At 49.1% G+C, this 15,206-nt stretch carries 16 protein-coding genes; all 16 read right to left on the bottom strand.

Features of this window, described 5'->3' with window-relative positions:
* Nucleotides 1–81: 81 nt before the first annotated feature.
* Entirely contained in the window at nt 82–849 is a 768-nt protein-coding gene (locus tag GCU39_RS24440; RefSeq protein ID WP_152395840.1) for a class I SAM-dependent methyltransferase, read from the bottom strand.
* A gap of 69 nt (nt 850–918) precedes the next feature.
* Entirely contained in the window at nt 919–1,995 is a 1,077-nt protein-coding gene (locus GCU39_RS24435; RefSeq protein ID WP_152395839.1) for a MerR family transcriptional regulator, read from the bottom strand.
* A gap of 133 nt (nt 1,996–2,128) precedes the next feature.
* On the bottom strand, nt 2,129–2,932 hold the full coding sequence (locus tag GCU39_RS24430; protein WP_152395838.1) for an ABC transporter permease subunit: 804 nt from the start codon (nt 2,930–2,932) through the stop codon (nt 2,129–2,131).
* Between the two features lie 51 nt (nt 2,933–2,983).
* Complete coding sequence (locus GCU39_RS24425; RefSeq protein WP_152395837.1) at nt 2,984–3,781, bottom strand: ABC transporter permease subunit; 798 nt, start codon at nt 3,779–3,781, stop codon at nt 2,984–2,986.
* A gap of 3 nt (nt 3,782–3,784) precedes the next feature.
* A complete protein-coding gene (locus GCU39_RS24420) occupies nt 3,785–4,669 on the bottom strand; it encodes an ABC transporter ATP-binding protein (protein WP_152395836.1) in 885 nt (294 codons plus the stop codon).
* Between the two features lie 26 nt (nt 4,670–4,695).
* On the bottom strand, nt 4,696–5,319 hold the full coding sequence (locus GCU39_RS24415) for a TetR/AcrR family transcriptional regulator (protein WP_152395835.1): 624 nt from the start codon (nt 5,317–5,319) through the stop codon (nt 4,696–4,698).
* 220 nt (nt 5,320–5,539) lie between these two features.
* A complete protein-coding gene (locus tag GCU39_RS24410; protein WP_152395834.1) occupies nt 5,540–6,826 on the bottom strand; it encodes an adenylosuccinate synthase in 1,287 nt (428 codons plus the stop codon).
* Between the two features lie 151 nt (nt 6,827–6,977).
* Nucleotides 6,978–8,348 carry a replicative DNA helicase gene (gene dnaB, locus GCU39_RS24405; RefSeq protein ID WP_152395833.1) on the bottom strand — a complete coding sequence of 457 codons (1,371 nt, stop codon included), beginning with the start codon at nt 8,346–8,348 and terminating at the stop codon, nt 6,978–6,980.
* 1 nt (nt 8,349) lies between these two features.
* Nucleotides 8,350–8,793 carry a 50S ribosomal protein L9 gene (rplI, locus tag GCU39_RS24400; RefSeq protein ID WP_152395832.1) on the bottom strand — a complete coding sequence of 148 codons (444 nt, stop codon included), beginning with the start codon at nt 8,791–8,793 and terminating at the stop codon, nt 8,350–8,352.
* Nucleotides 8,790–10,763: a DHH family phosphoesterase gene (locus tag GCU39_RS24395; RefSeq protein WP_152395831.1), complete on the bottom strand. Its 1,974-nt coding sequence runs from the start codon at nt 10,761–10,763 to the stop codon at nt 8,790–8,792. The genes rplI and GCU39_RS24395 overlap by 4 nt, the downstream gene beginning before the upstream one ends.
* 12 nt (nt 10,764–10,775) lie before the next feature.
* On the bottom strand, nt 10,776–11,684 hold the full coding sequence (locus GCU39_RS24390; protein ID WP_227793663.1) for a DUF2232 domain-containing protein: 909 nt from the start codon (nt 11,682–11,684) through the stop codon (nt 10,776–10,778).
* 11 nt (nt 11,685–11,695) lie between these two features.
* The gene (locus tag GCU39_RS24385; protein WP_026263646.1) at nt 11,696–11,998 is read right to left on the bottom strand and encodes a MazG-like family protein; all 303 of its coding nucleotides are present in this window, start codon (nt 11,996–11,998) and stop codon (nt 11,696–11,698) included.
* Between the two features lie 236 nt (nt 11,999–12,234).
* Nucleotides 12,235–12,651 (bottom strand): CBS domain-containing protein, encoded by a 417-nt coding sequence (locus tag GCU39_RS24380; protein ID WP_152395829.1) that lies wholly within the window; start codon nt 12,649–12,651, stop codon nt 12,235–12,237.
* Nucleotides 12,652–12,697: 46 nt separating this feature from the next.
* Nucleotides 12,698–13,684, bottom strand: coding sequence for an LCP family protein (locus GCU39_RS24375; protein WP_193726608.1), 987 nt, complete (start codon nt 13,682–13,684; stop codon nt 12,698–12,700).
* 210 nt (nt 13,685–13,894) lie between these two features.
* On the bottom strand, nt 13,895–14,701 hold the full coding sequence (locus GCU39_RS24370) for a sugar phosphate isomerase/epimerase family protein (RefSeq protein WP_152395828.1): 807 nt from the start codon (nt 14,699–14,701) through the stop codon (nt 13,895–13,897).
* Nucleotides 14,702–14,884: 183 nt separating this feature from the next.
* Nucleotides 14,885–15,148 carry a DUF1450 domain-containing protein gene (locus tag GCU39_RS24365; RefSeq protein ID WP_152395827.1) on the bottom strand — a complete coding sequence of 88 codons (264 nt, stop codon included), beginning with the start codon at nt 15,146–15,148 and terminating at the stop codon, nt 14,885–14,887.
* Nucleotides 15,149–15,206: the final 58 nt, after the last annotated feature.

Below are 15,206 nucleotides of genomic sequence, written 5' to 3'. Positions count from 1 at the left end.
CGCGCATGCCTATAACAATTATTTCATTTCTTTCCATTCTGCTATAGTATCGCTCGAATCTTATGATTCTTATTCTCCGAATTAGAGTTCTCCCAGCCAAATGCCCGTCCAAGACGGAACCACCAGGCTCTGCTCCCGCTCTATCCAATCCCCTACCGCATCACCGAAAAAATCTCGGCACAACACTTCCGCCTGCTCTACTGAATCGAATTTGAAGCTCGTATCCAGAATCGTCTTCGTCAGATGATACTCTTCTTCCAACACCCTCATATAGTCGGCGAGGAAAGTTGCCGGCTCCGGCTGTGCATTACCTGTCCCCAGTGTCTCGAGAATCATCACCTTCCCGCTGGGCCTCAGCACCCGACGAATCTCCTGCATCAGCGCCTTCAAGTAAGATTCATGCTGCGGATGATTCTCGCTGGCCACATAACAGATGCTCCAACCGGCCATAACGAGATCTACCGACTGGTCTTCCAGCGGAAGTCGTCCCCGCAGGTCGGCAACCTGAATATGAACTTGCTGCAGCCCCGTTCCTGCCAGCTTCATCGCCGCCTGCTTCAGCATGCCCTCAGAGGCATCCAAGGCCGTTATCGATCTGACATAGGGTGCTGCCATACAGGAGAGCCTACCTGTACCCGCTCCTAGATCCAGCACATCGAGCTGCAAGGCCCCGCTCCCATCCGCAATAACATTCCCTAGGAAATAATCGATGTTCTTCGCATGATCTTCCTTCATAATCAAGGCATCATACCGTTCTGCAACAGGAAGGGCATAGACTTCCGTACTACTGAGGCTGCCTGCCCCTTGCTGTTCAGTGCCTGTTATCCCTTGCGTCTCCTTCTGATTCATCCCTCATCCTCCTCGGCGTTCATCTTTCCACACCCAGCATAGAGGTTCACGTTAGGAGAAGCTCAAGCCCTAATCCGATGCTCGAATCGCATAGACGATATGCAGCACTTCGGAATAGGCTTGGTGCATGGTGACATAACCATGATCTCGGAGCCAAGCCAGCAGCTTCGATTTGTCCGCATACATCCGCTCTTGAAGTGACTGCAAGACCGCTTGATCCCCTTCGCGCTCCTTCAAGCGTCGGTACCGTTCACGGGCCTCCTCGTGCTCGAACATCACATCGACAAGACAGATCCGTCCCCGGTGCTTCAGCACCCGTGTCATCTCCTCGAGTGCAATCGGCTTCTGCTCCTCGGTCAGGTGATGCAGCGTGAAGCTGCTTACGACGAAATCGAAGGTTCGTTCGAAATACGGAATCAATAGCCAGTTCCCGAGTCTCGTATGCAGATGTGGCAGCTTGCGCCGACTCTCGTTCAACATCGATTGCGACTGATCTAGACCAGACATCAAGGCACCCTGCGCGAGAAAGCGCTCAGCCAAATTTCCCGTTCCAATGCCGATGTCGAGTCCCTGCTCTCCCGCGCGAGGGGCGATCCATTCCACCATGTGGTCAAGCAGCAGCGCATACTTCCCGCCGATCTCCTCCGCGAACGGTCTGAGATGCGCAGGTGCCCCCTGTTCGGCTTCCTCATCATAGATGGCCGCCAGCCGATCGAACCCCCATCGATCCTTCCAAGCATTCCGGGAATCTCGCAGCCGCTTAGAACCTTCCGCTAGCTTAAAGATCCATGACCGATCCACCTTGTGTTCCATTTGTACTCGCTCCAGCATCCGATCTGCCGTCTCGATGAGCTGCTTCATCTCCAGCCATTCCCGATAGAGTTGATTCCGATGCTGCTCCAGCTCATCGTGCAGAGGTGCGGTATTGCCTTGTTCCAGTCCGTCGAGCATCACTTTGATTTGCTCCACAGGTACGCCGATTTCCCGAAGGGCAATGATCGTCTGCAGCTGCCTGATATGTTCCTCCGTAAATAGGCGATACTGATTGCCTGGCTCCTTATCAGGCGTAATCAGACCCTTTTCCTCATAGAATCGAATGGCCCTGGCCGATACGTTCAGCAGGCTTGCGACTTCCGTGATTTTCACCGTCCTATCACCTCCTCCTCAGTATAAAGCTTCTCGTAAGGAGAAGGTAACGCTATCCCGCAAAAAAAACTCCAACCTGTACCTTTGCGGCTCAGGTTGGAGTCCCTCGTTCGTTAATCCGAACCTATACATATTAAACGTGCAAATCTCGTCTATTATAGCCTACGTACGCTAAGATCAGAGACCCCGCCAAGATCAAGGCCGTCAGCCCAATGAATAATCCATCGAGACCTCCGCCGTACATCACATGCTTCGCATCGAAATATTTAAATGGCGTCAAGTATTTCAGCCCATCGATCTTCCCGCTTATATCAATCCCAATCGATAGCATGAATGTTAGCAGCAGAATGCCCGTCGAAATCGAGACAGCCCGCTTCGGATGCCGGCTAGCCCCCGCAATCGCAAGTCCGATCCCGAGGAACAACAGCTGCAGGAAGAACATCCCGATCATGAGCAGCATGATATCGTGATTGACGGACTCCCCGTGGCTGTAAGGGTTCACGAAGAGAATGGAGCTCACAAGCATCACAAGGTTGAATAAGACGATCTGCACCAGTGCAGCGAAGAGTTTATACGTTAGCATTTGACTGCGGGAGATCGGCTTCACGAGAAGGAACTCCGCCGTCTTATCCCGTTCTTCTTTGGAGAGAATATTCGCCCCGAGCATCGCCGCATGGATCGTTGCCATCAGGAGCAGATAGATGAAGATTGCCCCGTAATACCCGCTAGCCTTCGATAGGTCAAATGTGCCGACCCCCATCATCGCTTGCAGCGATTTTGGCATATCTGCCATCAATTCATTCATCGACGCCCCAGAATTAGACATCGACAACCCCGCATATTTACTCATACTCGCGCCAACCATCGCAATGATTCCGATACACCATAGAATGAGCGACTTGCGATGCGCCTTCATTTCGCGAATCCAGAGATTCATGATTATCGCCTCCCATTATCCATACGCCAGCTTACAGCCTTTCCACGCGCCTTAGACGGCATGAATATCTCTCTTTCGATATACCACATAACTCATGACAATGGCCGCAACGACAATCCCCAACCCCAACCAGAGGAATGGTCCTTCATAGCTCGCATGCTGCATAATGTAGGCCGGGTCAAAATATTTAAATGGCGTGAAATACCGAATCGCTTCATCGCCGGACGTCGCTCCGAGCATCCCAATAATAAAGAACGCGAATACTGTGCCAAGGGAAATCGGTAATACGGATTTAATCTTAAGCACCAAGACCGAGACGAAGAACCCTAATGCTAGGAAAATCAGTTGGATGAACAATAGCGTGACGGAGATGAGTACCAGCTTCGACATCTCGAAGTCCCCATTCTTCACAGCCAAGGCCATGATCACAGCGGCCGCGAGATAGACAAGATTCGTTATCAACAGTGAGATGAAAGCTGCGAGCAGCTTAGCGCTCACGACCGCAGTTCGGGTCACAGGCTTCGTCAATAGGAAGTCCGCCGTCTTCTCCCGGATCTCCTTCGATAGGATCGAAGTCCCTAGATTCATCGCCTGAATGGCGCCGCAGAGCGAGATATACATAAAGACATAGGCATAGAATCCGAGAATCGAGGTAATCGTCTCGATCTGTACGCCAACCGCTTTGAGTACGGCCTCCGGCATCGTCCGCAGCATCGATTTGAACTGCTCCGCATCCTTCGCGAAGGTCGGGAACATCGATAAGAGCAGCACGACCAATGCAACAAGCGTACACATCCAGATGAGGGTAGACTTGCGATATGCACGTAATTCATGCAAGACCATATTCATGGATTAGTCCTCCTTCTCATAGTAATGCATGAAGATCTCTTCCAGATCTGGCTCCTCCACGAGGATATTCGCTAGATCGACGGCCGCAATCTTATTCATCATCGCATTGACGTTGCCTCGATAGAGGAACGAGATCGTCGTTCCTTCGACCTTCAGCTCGTTCACCCCGCTCATCTGGAAGTAATCCGAACTCACGGGCTCCTTCGTCTCCAACTTGAATCGTTTATAATTGTTCTCCTTGAGTGTGCTGATCTTCTCCAGCTGGATCAACTTGCCTTCCTTGATGATCGCTACCCGGTCACAGAGACGCTGAACCTCGCTCAGAATATGCGATGAGAACAGAATCGTTGCTCCCCGTTTATTCTCCGCTTCGAGCAATTCGAAGAATCGCTGCTGCATTAATGGATCAAGGCCGCTCGTCGGTTCATCCAGAATAATGAGTTTTGGTTCATGGAGCAGTCCTTGGACGATGCCGACCTTCTTCTTGTTGCCGAGGGATAGATCATCGATTTTCTTATTCAGATCCAAGTCCATAATGGCTGCGAGCTCAGCAATACGCTTCCGGCAGTCCTTCTTGTAGAAGCTGGCAGAGTACTGCAGCAGATCCTTCACCTTCATATTGTCGTAGTAGAACACTTCCGAGGGCAGATAGCCGATCTCTTTCTTAATCGCCGGTCCGTCCTGAATACAATCCTTCCCGAAGATCTTTGCGCTGCCGCTCGTCGGATAGATTAGCCCGAGCAGTGTCCGAATCGTCGTTGATTTGCCAGCCCCGTTCGGCCCGATGAATCCGAAGATTTCACCTTGCTCGACTTGAAAGCTCAAATTCGTAATCCCTCTTGCGCTTCCATAGGTTTTCGTCAGGTTGTTGACTTCAATGACATGCATCCTGAACACTCCTTTTCCACCCTCATTTATTTGTAAAAAGCTTGCTTCAGTACTTCCATATACTTATCCAGCTCCGAGACCAGCTCATTCATATCAGCTTCCGTAAATGGCGAAGCCTTGATGCGATCCTGCTGACGTGCACCGAACCCTTCGAGTGTCCAGAAAATAATATTCAGCGTTCGTTCGACGTCCGTCCCCTCTTTGAACTTTGTCGTATCGATATGACTGAACATCACGTTGAATCCCGTGGACATCAGGTCGTGATTCCGCTGCTTCAACTCGTCTCTAATCTCCGATGCGTCCTCGAGATAGGCCACGCGGAGGAAATCGAACAGATCCGGGTGCTTGGTGATGAGGTCCAGCTTTAGCATCGTGGCCTGACGCCACTTCACGAATAAATCCCGTTCCTCTGCATCCAGCTTCGCGAGGAACTCTTCCATCATCATCTCCACTGCCCGGTCAAAGAGGTAGAGGAACATCTCCTTTTTATTTTTGAAATAGTGGAACAAGATGCCTTTGGAGATTTCGGCTTCTTTCACGATCTCATTCGTCGATGCCTGCTCATACCCTTTCTGCGCGAATTGCTTCATCGCAGCATTGAGGATCCGTTCCTGCTTCTCCGGGCTCAGATTAAGAAATTTAGCAACCATAAGATAACCTCCTGTATCATTGACCACATCGGTCAATTTCGATTATATTCCTGTTGACCACAGTGGTCAACAACCATTTTCTAAATCCTTTCAGTCGTTCAATCCTTGTTCCCTAACACACACGCACCACGCTTTTCCCGGGCAATGAAATAACCCCGAAACTAAAAAAGCTCCAACCTCTCGCCTAAGCGAAAGATTGGAGCGATATAATAATGATCAATTATACGTAGATCGGCAAGATTTGGTTCGTCTGCTCACGGTTACGGCCAACCGAGAAGATCGCGATTGGAATACCTGTCAACTCGGATACGCGGTTAACATAGTTGCGCGTCGTCTCAGGCAAATCAGCAAGCGTCTTCGCCGAAGTTATATCTTCCGACCAACCCGGCATTTCTTCATATACCGCTTCACACTCTGCGAGCATGTTCAGGCTTGCAGGGTAATGCGTAATGATTTCGCCGCGGTATTTGTAGCCTGTACAGATCTTCACAGTCTCAAGACCTGTTAATACGTCTAGCGAGTTCAGGGACAAGCCTGTAATTCCGCTAACACGACGTGCATGACGGACGACGACGCTATCGAACCAGCCCACACGACGTGGACGGCCTGTAACCGTACCGTATTCATGTCCTGCTTCACGGATCGCATCACCAATTTCATTGTTCAATTCCGTTGGGAAAGGACCGTCACCTACACGCGTTGTATACGCTTTGGCAACCCCGATAACTTGTTGGATCTTCGAAGGACCTACACCAGATCCGATACATACGCCGCCCGCAGATGGGTTAGACGATGTAACGAATGGGTACGTACCTTGGTCGATATCCAGCATGACGCCTTGTGCGCCTTCGAATAATACTTTCTTGTCCGCATCAATAGCATCGTTCAATACAACAGAAGTATCCGTTACGTACTTACGAATGAATTCCGCATATTCTAAGTATTCTTTGAGAATGTCGTCCGCGTTTAATGGCTCTGCACCATAAACTTGTTGAATCAATTGATTCTTCTCTTGTACCGCATGACGAAGCTTCATTTCGAACTCAGCCGCATCCATCAGGTCTGCAATACGGATACCGTTACGTGCAGCCTTGTCCATGTAAGCTGGGCCAATCCCTTTGCGCGTTGTGCCGATTTTATTCGGTCCTTTACGATCTTCTTCCAGTGCATCAAGGACCATGTGGTATGGCAAGATGACATGTGCGCGATCGCTAATGCGCAAGTTATCCGTCGAAAATCCATTCTCATGGATATAGTTGATTTCTTCGATCAACGCTTTCGGGTTAACGACCATACCGTTACCGATCACGCAGATTTTATCCGTATAGAAAACACCGGATGGAATTAAGCTTAATTTATATTTTTTATTATCGATTAGAATCGTGTGCCCTGCATTATTACCACCTTGGTAACGTGCAACGACTTCAGCACTCTCTGCTAAATAATCCGTAATTTTACCTTTACCTTCGTCTCCCCATTGGGTTCCGACAACAACAACTGTTGACAAGACTGATTCCCCCGTTTCGGGTGTTCATACACCAAGTTTGTACCGCATTTCGCGGCATGTTAAGTTTAGCAGTGTTGCCTAGCAAAGTCAACGAAATGCGAACAATTTTCACACAAAACAGGCGAATGTTCGGGAATAACCCGACATTCGCCTATGCACTACCTGGCATTGGATCTTGATGCGTCCGTTCATAATTGACGAACTTGTTGAAGTTCTTCAAGAAGACGAGCTCGACGGTCCCGACCGGGCCATTCCGCTGTTTCGCAATAATGATCTCAATGATATTCTTTTTCTCGGAATCCTGATTATAGTAATCGTCACGGTACAAGAACGCGACGATATCGGCATCCTGCTCGATCGAACCGGATTCCCGAAGGTCAGACATCATCGGACGCTTGTCCTGCCGCTGCTCAACCCCACGGCTTAACTGCGACAAGGCAATGACCGGTACTTCAAGTTCACGGGCAATCATCTTCAGCGTTCTCGAAATCTCGGAGACCTCCTGCTGACGGTTCTCACCAGCCTTACCGCGGCCATGAATCAGCTGCAGGTAATCGATCATGATCATGCCAAGGCCATGTTCTTTCTTAAGCCGACGGCATTTCGCACGAATATCGGCAACCGTAACGCCCGGCGTATCATCGATGAAAATGTTCGCCTCAGCGAGGGCTCCGATCGCCATCGTCAGCTTCTCCCAGTCATCATTCTCTAGATTTCCTGTCCGCATACGTGTCGCATCGACGTTCGATTCGGCGCAGACAATCCGCTGCACGAGCTGTGCGGCGGACATCTCGAGACTGAAGATCGCGACGGTCTCTTTGGCCCGTACGCCCACGTTCTGTGCCACATTCAGCGCGAAGGCCGTCTTCCCTACGGATGGACGGGCAGCAACGATAATAAGGTCATTTCGCTGGAAGCCCGCCGTCATTTTATCAAGGTCGGTGAACCCCGATGGAATCCCCGTCGTTCCGCCTTTGTTCATGCTGAGGTTCTCGACGTTCTCGAATACCTCCATGAGGACATCCTTAATCGCGATGAACCCTGTACCCGACCGGCGGTTCGATATTTCTAAGATTTTGCGCTCCGCATCGCTTAACAAATCGCTGACTTCATCGCCTGACGCATAACCGTCATTGACGATTTGGGTCGCAGTCCGTATGAGACGGCGAAGCATCGATTTCTCTTCGATGATCTGTGCATAGTAATCGACGTTCGCTGCCGTAGGGACGGCATTCGCCAGCTTCATCAGGTACGTAACATTCCCAATATCCTCAAGCTGCTGCTTATCCTGCAACGTCGCGGTCATCGTAATCAAATCGATCGGCTGATTCTCTTCCCCAAGCTGAATCATCGCCGCGAAGATGAATTGATGCCTTGGGTCGTAGAAATCCTCTTCCCGCACCCGCTCCATGACGGTGATTAGCGCTTCTGGCTGGAGTAGAATCGCGCCAAGAACTGCTTGCTCTGCTTCGAGGTTCTGCGGCTGAAGACGATTGAAATTCAGATTCAGATCCTCGTTCATCTTATTCCTCCACGATTTGAACCTTCACCTGAGTCTTCACTTCCGGATGCAATTTGATCATGACATGCATCGTTCCAAGTGAACGAATCGGATCGTTCAATTCAATTTTACGTTTATCGACTTTAAATTTCATTTTCTCAAGAGCCTCAGCAATTTGCTTGCTTGTGATCGCTCCGAATAGACGGCCGCCTTCACCGGATTTCGCCTTGATGACAACTGTTGTCTCCTCAAGCGTTTTGCCGAGCGTTTCTGCATCTGCTTTCTCTTGTGCTTTACGCTTCTGTTCCGATAGGTTCTGCTGTTCCAGCGTCTTCACATTACCATCCGTCGCTAGACGTGCAAGACCTCTTGGTAGAAGGAAGTTTTGCGCGTATCCTTCCGAAATCTCTTTAATATCACCTTTTTTACCTTGACCTTTAACATCTTTCAAGAAAATAACTTTCATTCGAATAACCCCTCTTCCGCATCAATTTCAGCCAATACCCGTTTGAGCTTCGCTTCGGCTTCTGCCAATGTTCCGTCCAATTGCGCTGCGGCATTCGTTAAATGTCCGCCGCCGCCGAGCCGTTCCATCACCACTTGCACATTCATTTGGCCGAGGGAACGAGCGCTAATTCCGATATGACCGTCCGGCCGTTCACTAATAACAAAGGAAGCTAGCACATCGTTCATGGTTAACAGCGTATCAGCTACTTGCGCAATCATCAACTGTGAAAATTTACGTTCTGGTTCTGTAACCGCTACAGCGATATGTCCGTACAGCATTTGCGTGAGGCGCATCACCTCCGCTTTTGCGATATATTCCTTGAGATTTTCTTTTAACATATTCTGAATCATAATCGTATCTGCGCCATTGCGCCGTAAGAATCCTGCCGCCTCGAACGTTCTTGAGCCCGTCCGCATGGAGAAATTCTTCGTATCCACCGTAATCCCTGCCAGAAGCACTGTCGCTTCGAGCGGCTGGAAAATAATTCGATCATGAATATATTGCAGCAGCTCTGTCACAAGCTCGCAGGTCGAGGAGGCATACGGCTCCATATAAATCAGGACGGCATCCTGCAGGAACTCTTCCCCACGCCGGTGATGATCGATCACCACGACGCGGTTCGTGAGCTGCAATAACCGCGGCTCCTTCACCATGGAAGCTTTGTGCGTATCCACGACGATCGCGAGCGTATTCGCGGTCATCTTCTGCACCGCTTGTTCTGGGGTAATGAATTGCTCCCAGAGCGCATCATTCTGCTTAATATAACTAATCATGCGATCGATGGATGGGTTCACACCCTCAAGCACAATATAAGCTTCTACCTGCAGCGCTTGGGCAGCTTTGAGCAACCCGATCGCCGCACCGACGGAGTCCATATCCGGCATGCGGTGGCCCATAATTATTATTTTGTCGCTCGCCTGCATGAAATCGCGAAGCGCATGCGCAACGACGCGTACACGGACCCGTGTCCGTTTCTCCACCGCATTCGACTTCCCGCCATAGAACGATAACCGCTGTCCTTCGCGGACAGCTACCTGGTCGCCGCCGCGGCCAAGTGCAATATCCAAGCTGGACTGTGCCAGCTGACCTAGCTCAATGATATTATCAATTCCTGCTGCAATCCCGATGCTGAGTGTAAGCGGCAGCTTGTTATCCACCGTAAGCTCACGAACCTCATCGAGAATAACGAAGCGCGTCATCTCAATTTCCTTGAGCAGCTCGTGATCGAGCAGAATCAGATATCGATCCGAGGTAAGGCGTTTCATATAGATCTGATGGTCATGCGCCCATTCGGTAATATGATTCGTCACCCTCGAGAGCAGTGCCGCACGTTGTTGATCATCCAGCCCCTGGGTCAGTTCATCTAGATTATCGAGCATCACGATGCCGATTACGAGCTTCTCCGCTTCATAGCGACGTCGGAGCGTCACATAGTCCGTTACGTCTTGGAAGTAGATCAGACGCTCTTCTTGCTTCGGAACGGTTAAGAAGATACGGTCGCCGATCGCAACCTCGCTCTGGACGATCCGCTCCTTATCCTTTTCCTTCTGTATCTGCAATCCAGGTACAAGCTCCTTCAACGAGACGCCGATCAGCGTCTCACGCCCTAACATGTGGAGCATGTATGGATTATGCCATTCTACATGTTTGTCCTCATCATAGAGGACAACGCCGAATGGCAGCTCATTAATTACGTCATTTCCTGTCCGCTTCACGCGATACGTTAACGTTGCAATATACTCATTCATGTCTTTCCGGAAGTTCTTCTCCGCATTCCATGCCAAGATGACGAGGATCGCAATCAATACAAGACCTGCTACACCGAGCACCCAGTTATGCCATGCGAGCGCAACGATCATGACCAGCATGACGATGAACGCCCACACCATATGATAACCGTGCCACCGCTGAAATAAATATTTAGGCATCCATTCCTCACCCTACATTTTAGGTTTTACCAAACTTTGGCGAATTGGAAACGCGATATCCAATAAGCCGATAATCCGAAGCGGCGGGAAAATGAAGAGCGGAATCACGAACAGAATAGGCAGGATGCGATTCCATTGTTTAATATGCGCTACGAAGAAGAAGAAGCATACCGTTTGGATCATAAACGCGATTTTTAATAATGGCAATAAGTTAACTAAGACAACCGTGACGAAGGATGTATCCGTATCGGAAATGAACATATCTGCGAGTACCGCGATAAAGTAATACCAAATCAGCGATCTCGGCAGCATCCATTCGTGAAGCGGCTTGAACTTCGAAGCTTCGACGCCCTGTCTATTTAGAATACGCCGGCTTATCGTATGCGTGACAGCAGCGATCAGGACCGAGCTGAAGATCAGTGCGAACGGTACCATCTGCGTCATCATCGCGACCAAGTCATCCGTCATCTTCGGTGTCCAGCCGACAGGCATCAGATTCGCGGTTTGCAGCGGATCAAGACTTGTCCGAACGGTCTCCCCAAGGTAGAGATTAAAGTCGAAGCCGAGGATCGTATTCATGACGAACAACATAATGATCGATTCTGCGAGCACAGTAACTGTACCACCTACGAAAACCGCCATGGCTGACGCCTTGCGTCGATACAGACGGCCCATCACCACGGCAGGGATGGTAAAGTATACGGCGAACAAGATCGCTGCTGAGCCGAAGGTTCCCATGGCTAGAAATGCAACCAGGTATACGCAGAGCATATGCAGGATAAATGTTCGAACATTTGTTGTCGCATAGAGCACAACAATCGGAATGGCGATAAAGCTAATGGTTACAATTTGGAACGGTGTAAATAGCGACAAGATCAGTAGTAGAGCAGCAATGCTCCACAATGCCGAAGACCAGCGCATTTTCAATGTGTTCACCTCTTACGTAAATGTTCTTCGAGCGCGGAGATGTCTTGATACCAGTCTTCAAGCTGATGCCCTTCTTGCTTATGTTTCTTAAGTTTCTCAAGAATGCTGTCATCTAATTCTTTATAGGGCACGCCAAGGCGGCGGCCTAGAATATAGCTGCTCACGATAAGGCTGGACAGACTGTCAACGACACGTGTTGTACTGCCTTCCCACAAAGATTTAAACAGTCGTGAAACGTGATCGAGCACTTCTGTCTTCAGCCATTCAATCACTTTGGCGCGCTTGGCCAAATCCATTTCTTTCTGCATCTTTGTCACCCACACTCTCTCCATGAATAAAAACGCTTTACTCTCGATTATATCATAAATAAAGCTTCTTATCGAAGCTGACCCAAGGAAGGAGTGGCTTGATGGCGAAAGCTTCTACATTCAAGAAGAAACGACTTCGTCGTCCTTTTAAAAAAAAGACTGCATTGTCACGTTGGTGCCGTAGACCCTGCAGTCGCTTGAACCTTGTTCATCCGATATGGCTTTTGCTGCTGTTTCTATACCTTGTTCGCGAAGACCCTCTTCTCGCAATACCCAATAATCTCCGAACGGCGCACGATCCCGATGAACTTGTTCATGTCATCCACGACAGGCACGAAATTCTGCACTTTCGCAAGACTTATCAAGTCCTCCATGTTGGAATCGATCCGCACCGGCTTATTGGCGCTTCGCAGCGGAATGTCCTTCAAGACTACCTTGTGTGCCGTCTCGAAGGTCGTCTTCCCGTTCGAATTCTTCATGAACCAGAGCAAATCACCTTCCGTACACGTGCCGACGTACTCCCCATCTTCCGTAAGTACTGGTACCGAAGTGTACCGATGATATTCCATCCGTTCTAATGCTTGCCGCAAGGTACTTTCTTGTGTCAGACAGACAACCTCATTTTTCGGCAACAAGAAAAAAGCAATATTCATGTTTCCCCATAACCTCCTGTTTCCCTGACCGATGCAGTCTAGATTATTACTTCTCCTTGACTGGCACCATTAATTGGTCCGTTTTGGTGTTCGGATCCATCCAATTATCGATCATATCGTGAATATAGGATAAGTCTTTCTCATCTGGAATATAGTACCATATATGATTCGCCTTCCGTCCGCCTTCTCCCTTTAATGTGTAGCTATATATTTCACGATGATCGGCTGTGAATACGTCCTTCGCCAAATCAATGATTTTCTTCGGTTCAATATCCGTTGTGAAATTATCACCCATAATTGAAATAAGTTCAGGGACCTTCGTAATTTGGTTCAGTTGGGTCATGCGATTCATAATGGCATTGAGGAACACCATGTTTCGTTCACTACGATTAATATGATCATCTTCCCGATATCTTACATAATACAGTGCTTCCTGACCGGAATAGATCGGTTTGCCGCCTTTAACGGTGAATTTCTCATGCTCAGCGGCTTTGTTCACGATATCCTTCGTAATCGGCAATTCTACGCCGCCCATGGCATCGACGACATCGATGAATCCTTGGAAATTAATTGTCGCATAGTGGTCGACAGGCTCATCCACCAGCTTCGCGACCGAGTCGATGATCATCTTCTTTCCGCCGAACGCGAATGCGTGATTAATCTTATCTTCCTTGTCTTTTCCGACGATCTCAGCGTACGTATCCCGCGGGATCGACACCATCAAGATCTTATCATCTTTAGGTCTTGCCACGGTATAGATGATTGTGTCGGATCGACCGACCTCCTTGCCGCGCTGATCAATGCCGAGCAGCAGCATGGAGAAAGGATCGCCTGCCGGCGTAATTTTGCTCTCTTCCGGCTTTTTCCCTTCAATCGGCTCATACGAGCCCTCTAGCTTTTTCTCCACTTGTCCGGACAGGAAGAGATCGAATCCGAGCAGCACGAGCTGTTTGCGGAATATAAATCCTCCGATCAATACGAGCGCGACAAGGGATATTGCAATATAACGTTTTTTAATGTTTAGTTTCTTCATAAACCTTTTCCTTTGTCTGCAAGATGATGTTATGTGGTTATTGTGCCTTATCGAATGGTCCTTATTTGCGGTGATTTATGGGCACAATCTTCGGACACGCATCTCCTTTCCGGCTGCAGCAATTACCTACGCCTACTTCCATGGTACAACAAAAAGTGAATGCTTCGCAAAAAAACCAAATTCAACCACCTGAACAGTGAGTCTGACCTTTTAGCGAATAATAACACCAATTTGTTTTAAATAAGCTGCTTTGACTGCGCTGACGTAGCTCTCAATCTCTGCATATGGGGCCGCCTGCGCATAATATTCAATTCCCCAATAGCCATCATACCCGTGGTTAAATAGCAGCTGCATCCGGTTCTCAATCTGGTGCGGATGTACATATTTCGGATCAAGATGAACGTGATACACCCAAGGCGCGAGCAGGGAGTCCCCAGCCTCCACATCGCTATCCCACCGTCCCATATGAAGTAGAACGCCATAGCCAGGATGATTCACTGCTTGAGCAAGCTTCACCATCCATTTTGGCATACGTGAGGGACCGCTATGATTCTCTGGACCAATCCGGTACCCCCCGTCATAAGCACGTTGGGCGAATTCCTGGAACCTCTTGGCCGTATATTCGAACTGTTCTTCCGTCATATCAGTTGATCCGAAACCACCTGTGTCGATTCGAACCGTCTGAGCCCCCAAATATTCAGCGACATCGAGATGCGCGAGTGCATTCTGGTAGAGTAGCTCCCGCTTCTCCGGGTTCGGATCCCAGACATGGGCTCCATCGATCGCTATATTTGGCACGGTCATGGAGCGTTCCGCGAGTGCGAGCTTAATCTTGCGTATATAGTCCACTTCCCGAAGCTGACAGATTTCTTCACTTCGATTGACGAAATAACCGTTCCAGAGCCCTGCAGCATCGACTCGATAACGATATTTCAAGCTCTCCAAGTAACCAAAGACATCGATCATTTCTTGCTGCAATAAGTGAAAGAACGAGAATCCTTCAACTGATATTTTCATCTCACAGCCCCCATCTTCAACAATAATGATGACAATATGTATGAATCCGATCGGTAAGTACTTCCATCCTATTGTAACGTAACCCCTGCTGGACTTCCACGCCAAAATACCCCCACATATGTACATTCGAATAACGCAAAAAACCGCCGTCCACAAACGGAGCAGCGGCTAGATCTTTTTCTATTATTCTTCTACAGCCCCATAGAACTGATCCAAATGCTGCTTAATGGCTTCTTTGGTCTTCGCTAAGCAAATATCTCGATCAGAGGATGCAACACGTTGATTATCCACCATCACATAGGATTTGGCCTTGCATAAGGCGCACATATTTAAGCAATCGGTCCGCATAATGGCAACCTCAGGAAATTCTTCTTCCAGGTCCTCCAGCGGTAGAGCGGCCATTGCATTACTCTCACAGACTTCCACGACAATGAGTCCGAGCCCCATCCTTCGCACCTGCTTTCTTCGAATATATAAAAAGCCTGCTGAGAATCGTCTCAGGCAG

Source organism: Paenibacillus guangzhouensis (assembly GCF_009363075.1).
Taxonomy (GTDB): Bacteria; Bacillota; Bacilli; order Paenibacillales; family Paenibacillaceae; genus Paenibacillus_K; species Paenibacillus_K guangzhouensis.
The sequence above is the reverse complement of the archived record's forward strand: the minus strand, read 5'-3'. Positions and strand labels throughout refer to the sequence as shown.

Coding starts and splice junctions, on each gene's coding strand:
- GCU39_RS24420 (WP_152395836.1), bottom strand. CDS start 4,669: ATGCATGTCATTGAAGTCAACAACCTGACGAAAACCTATGGAAGCGCA.
- GCU39_RS24395 (WP_152395831.1), bottom strand. CDS start 10,763: ATGCCTAAATATTTATTTCAGCGGTGGCACGGTTATCATATGGTGTGG.
- GCU39_RS24425 (WP_152395837.1), bottom strand. CDS start 3,781: ATGAATATGGTCTTGCATGAATTACGTGCATATCGCAAGTCTACCCTC.
- GCU39_RS24430 (WP_152395838.1), bottom strand. CDS start 2,932: ATGAATCTCTGGATTCGCGAAATGAAGGCGCATCGCAAGTCGCTCATT.
- GCU39_RS24415 (WP_152395835.1), bottom strand. CDS start 5,319: ATGGTTGCTAAATTTCTTAATCTGAGCCCGGAGAAGCAGGAACGGATC.
- GCU39_RS24385 (WP_026263646.1), bottom strand. CDS start 11,998: ATGCAGAAAGAAATGGATTTGGCCAAGCGCGCCAAAGTGATTGAATGG.
- GCU39_RS24440 (WP_152395840.1), bottom strand. CDS start 849: ATGAATCAGAAGGAGACGCAAGGGATAACAGGCACTGAACAGCAAGGG.
- GCU39_RS24365 (WP_152395827.1), bottom strand. CDS start 15,148: ATGGGGCTCGGACTCATTGTCGTGGAAGTCTGTGAGAGTAATGCAATG.
- GCU39_RS24370 (WP_152395828.1), bottom strand. CDS start 14,701: ATGAAAATATCAGTTGAAGGATTCTCGTTCTTTCACTTATTGCAGCAA.
- GCU39_RS24390 (WP_227793663.1), bottom strand. CDS start 11,684: ATGCGCTGGTCTTCGGCATTGTGGAGCATTGCTGCTCTACTACTGATC.
- rplI (WP_152395832.1), bottom strand. CDS start 8,793: ATGAAAGTTATTTTCTTGAAAGATGTTAAAGGTCAAGGTAAAAAAGGT.
- GCU39_RS24375 (WP_193726608.1), bottom strand. CDS start 13,684: ATGAAGAAACTAAACATTAAAAAACGTTATATTGCAATATCCCTTGTC.
- GCU39_RS24380 (WP_152395829.1), bottom strand. CDS start 12,651: ATGAATATTGCTTTTTTCTTGTTGCCGAAAAATGAGGTTGTCTGTCTG.
- dnaB (WP_152395833.1), bottom strand. CDS start 8,348: ATGAACGAGGATCTGAATCTGAATTTCAATCGTCTTCAGCCGCAGAAC.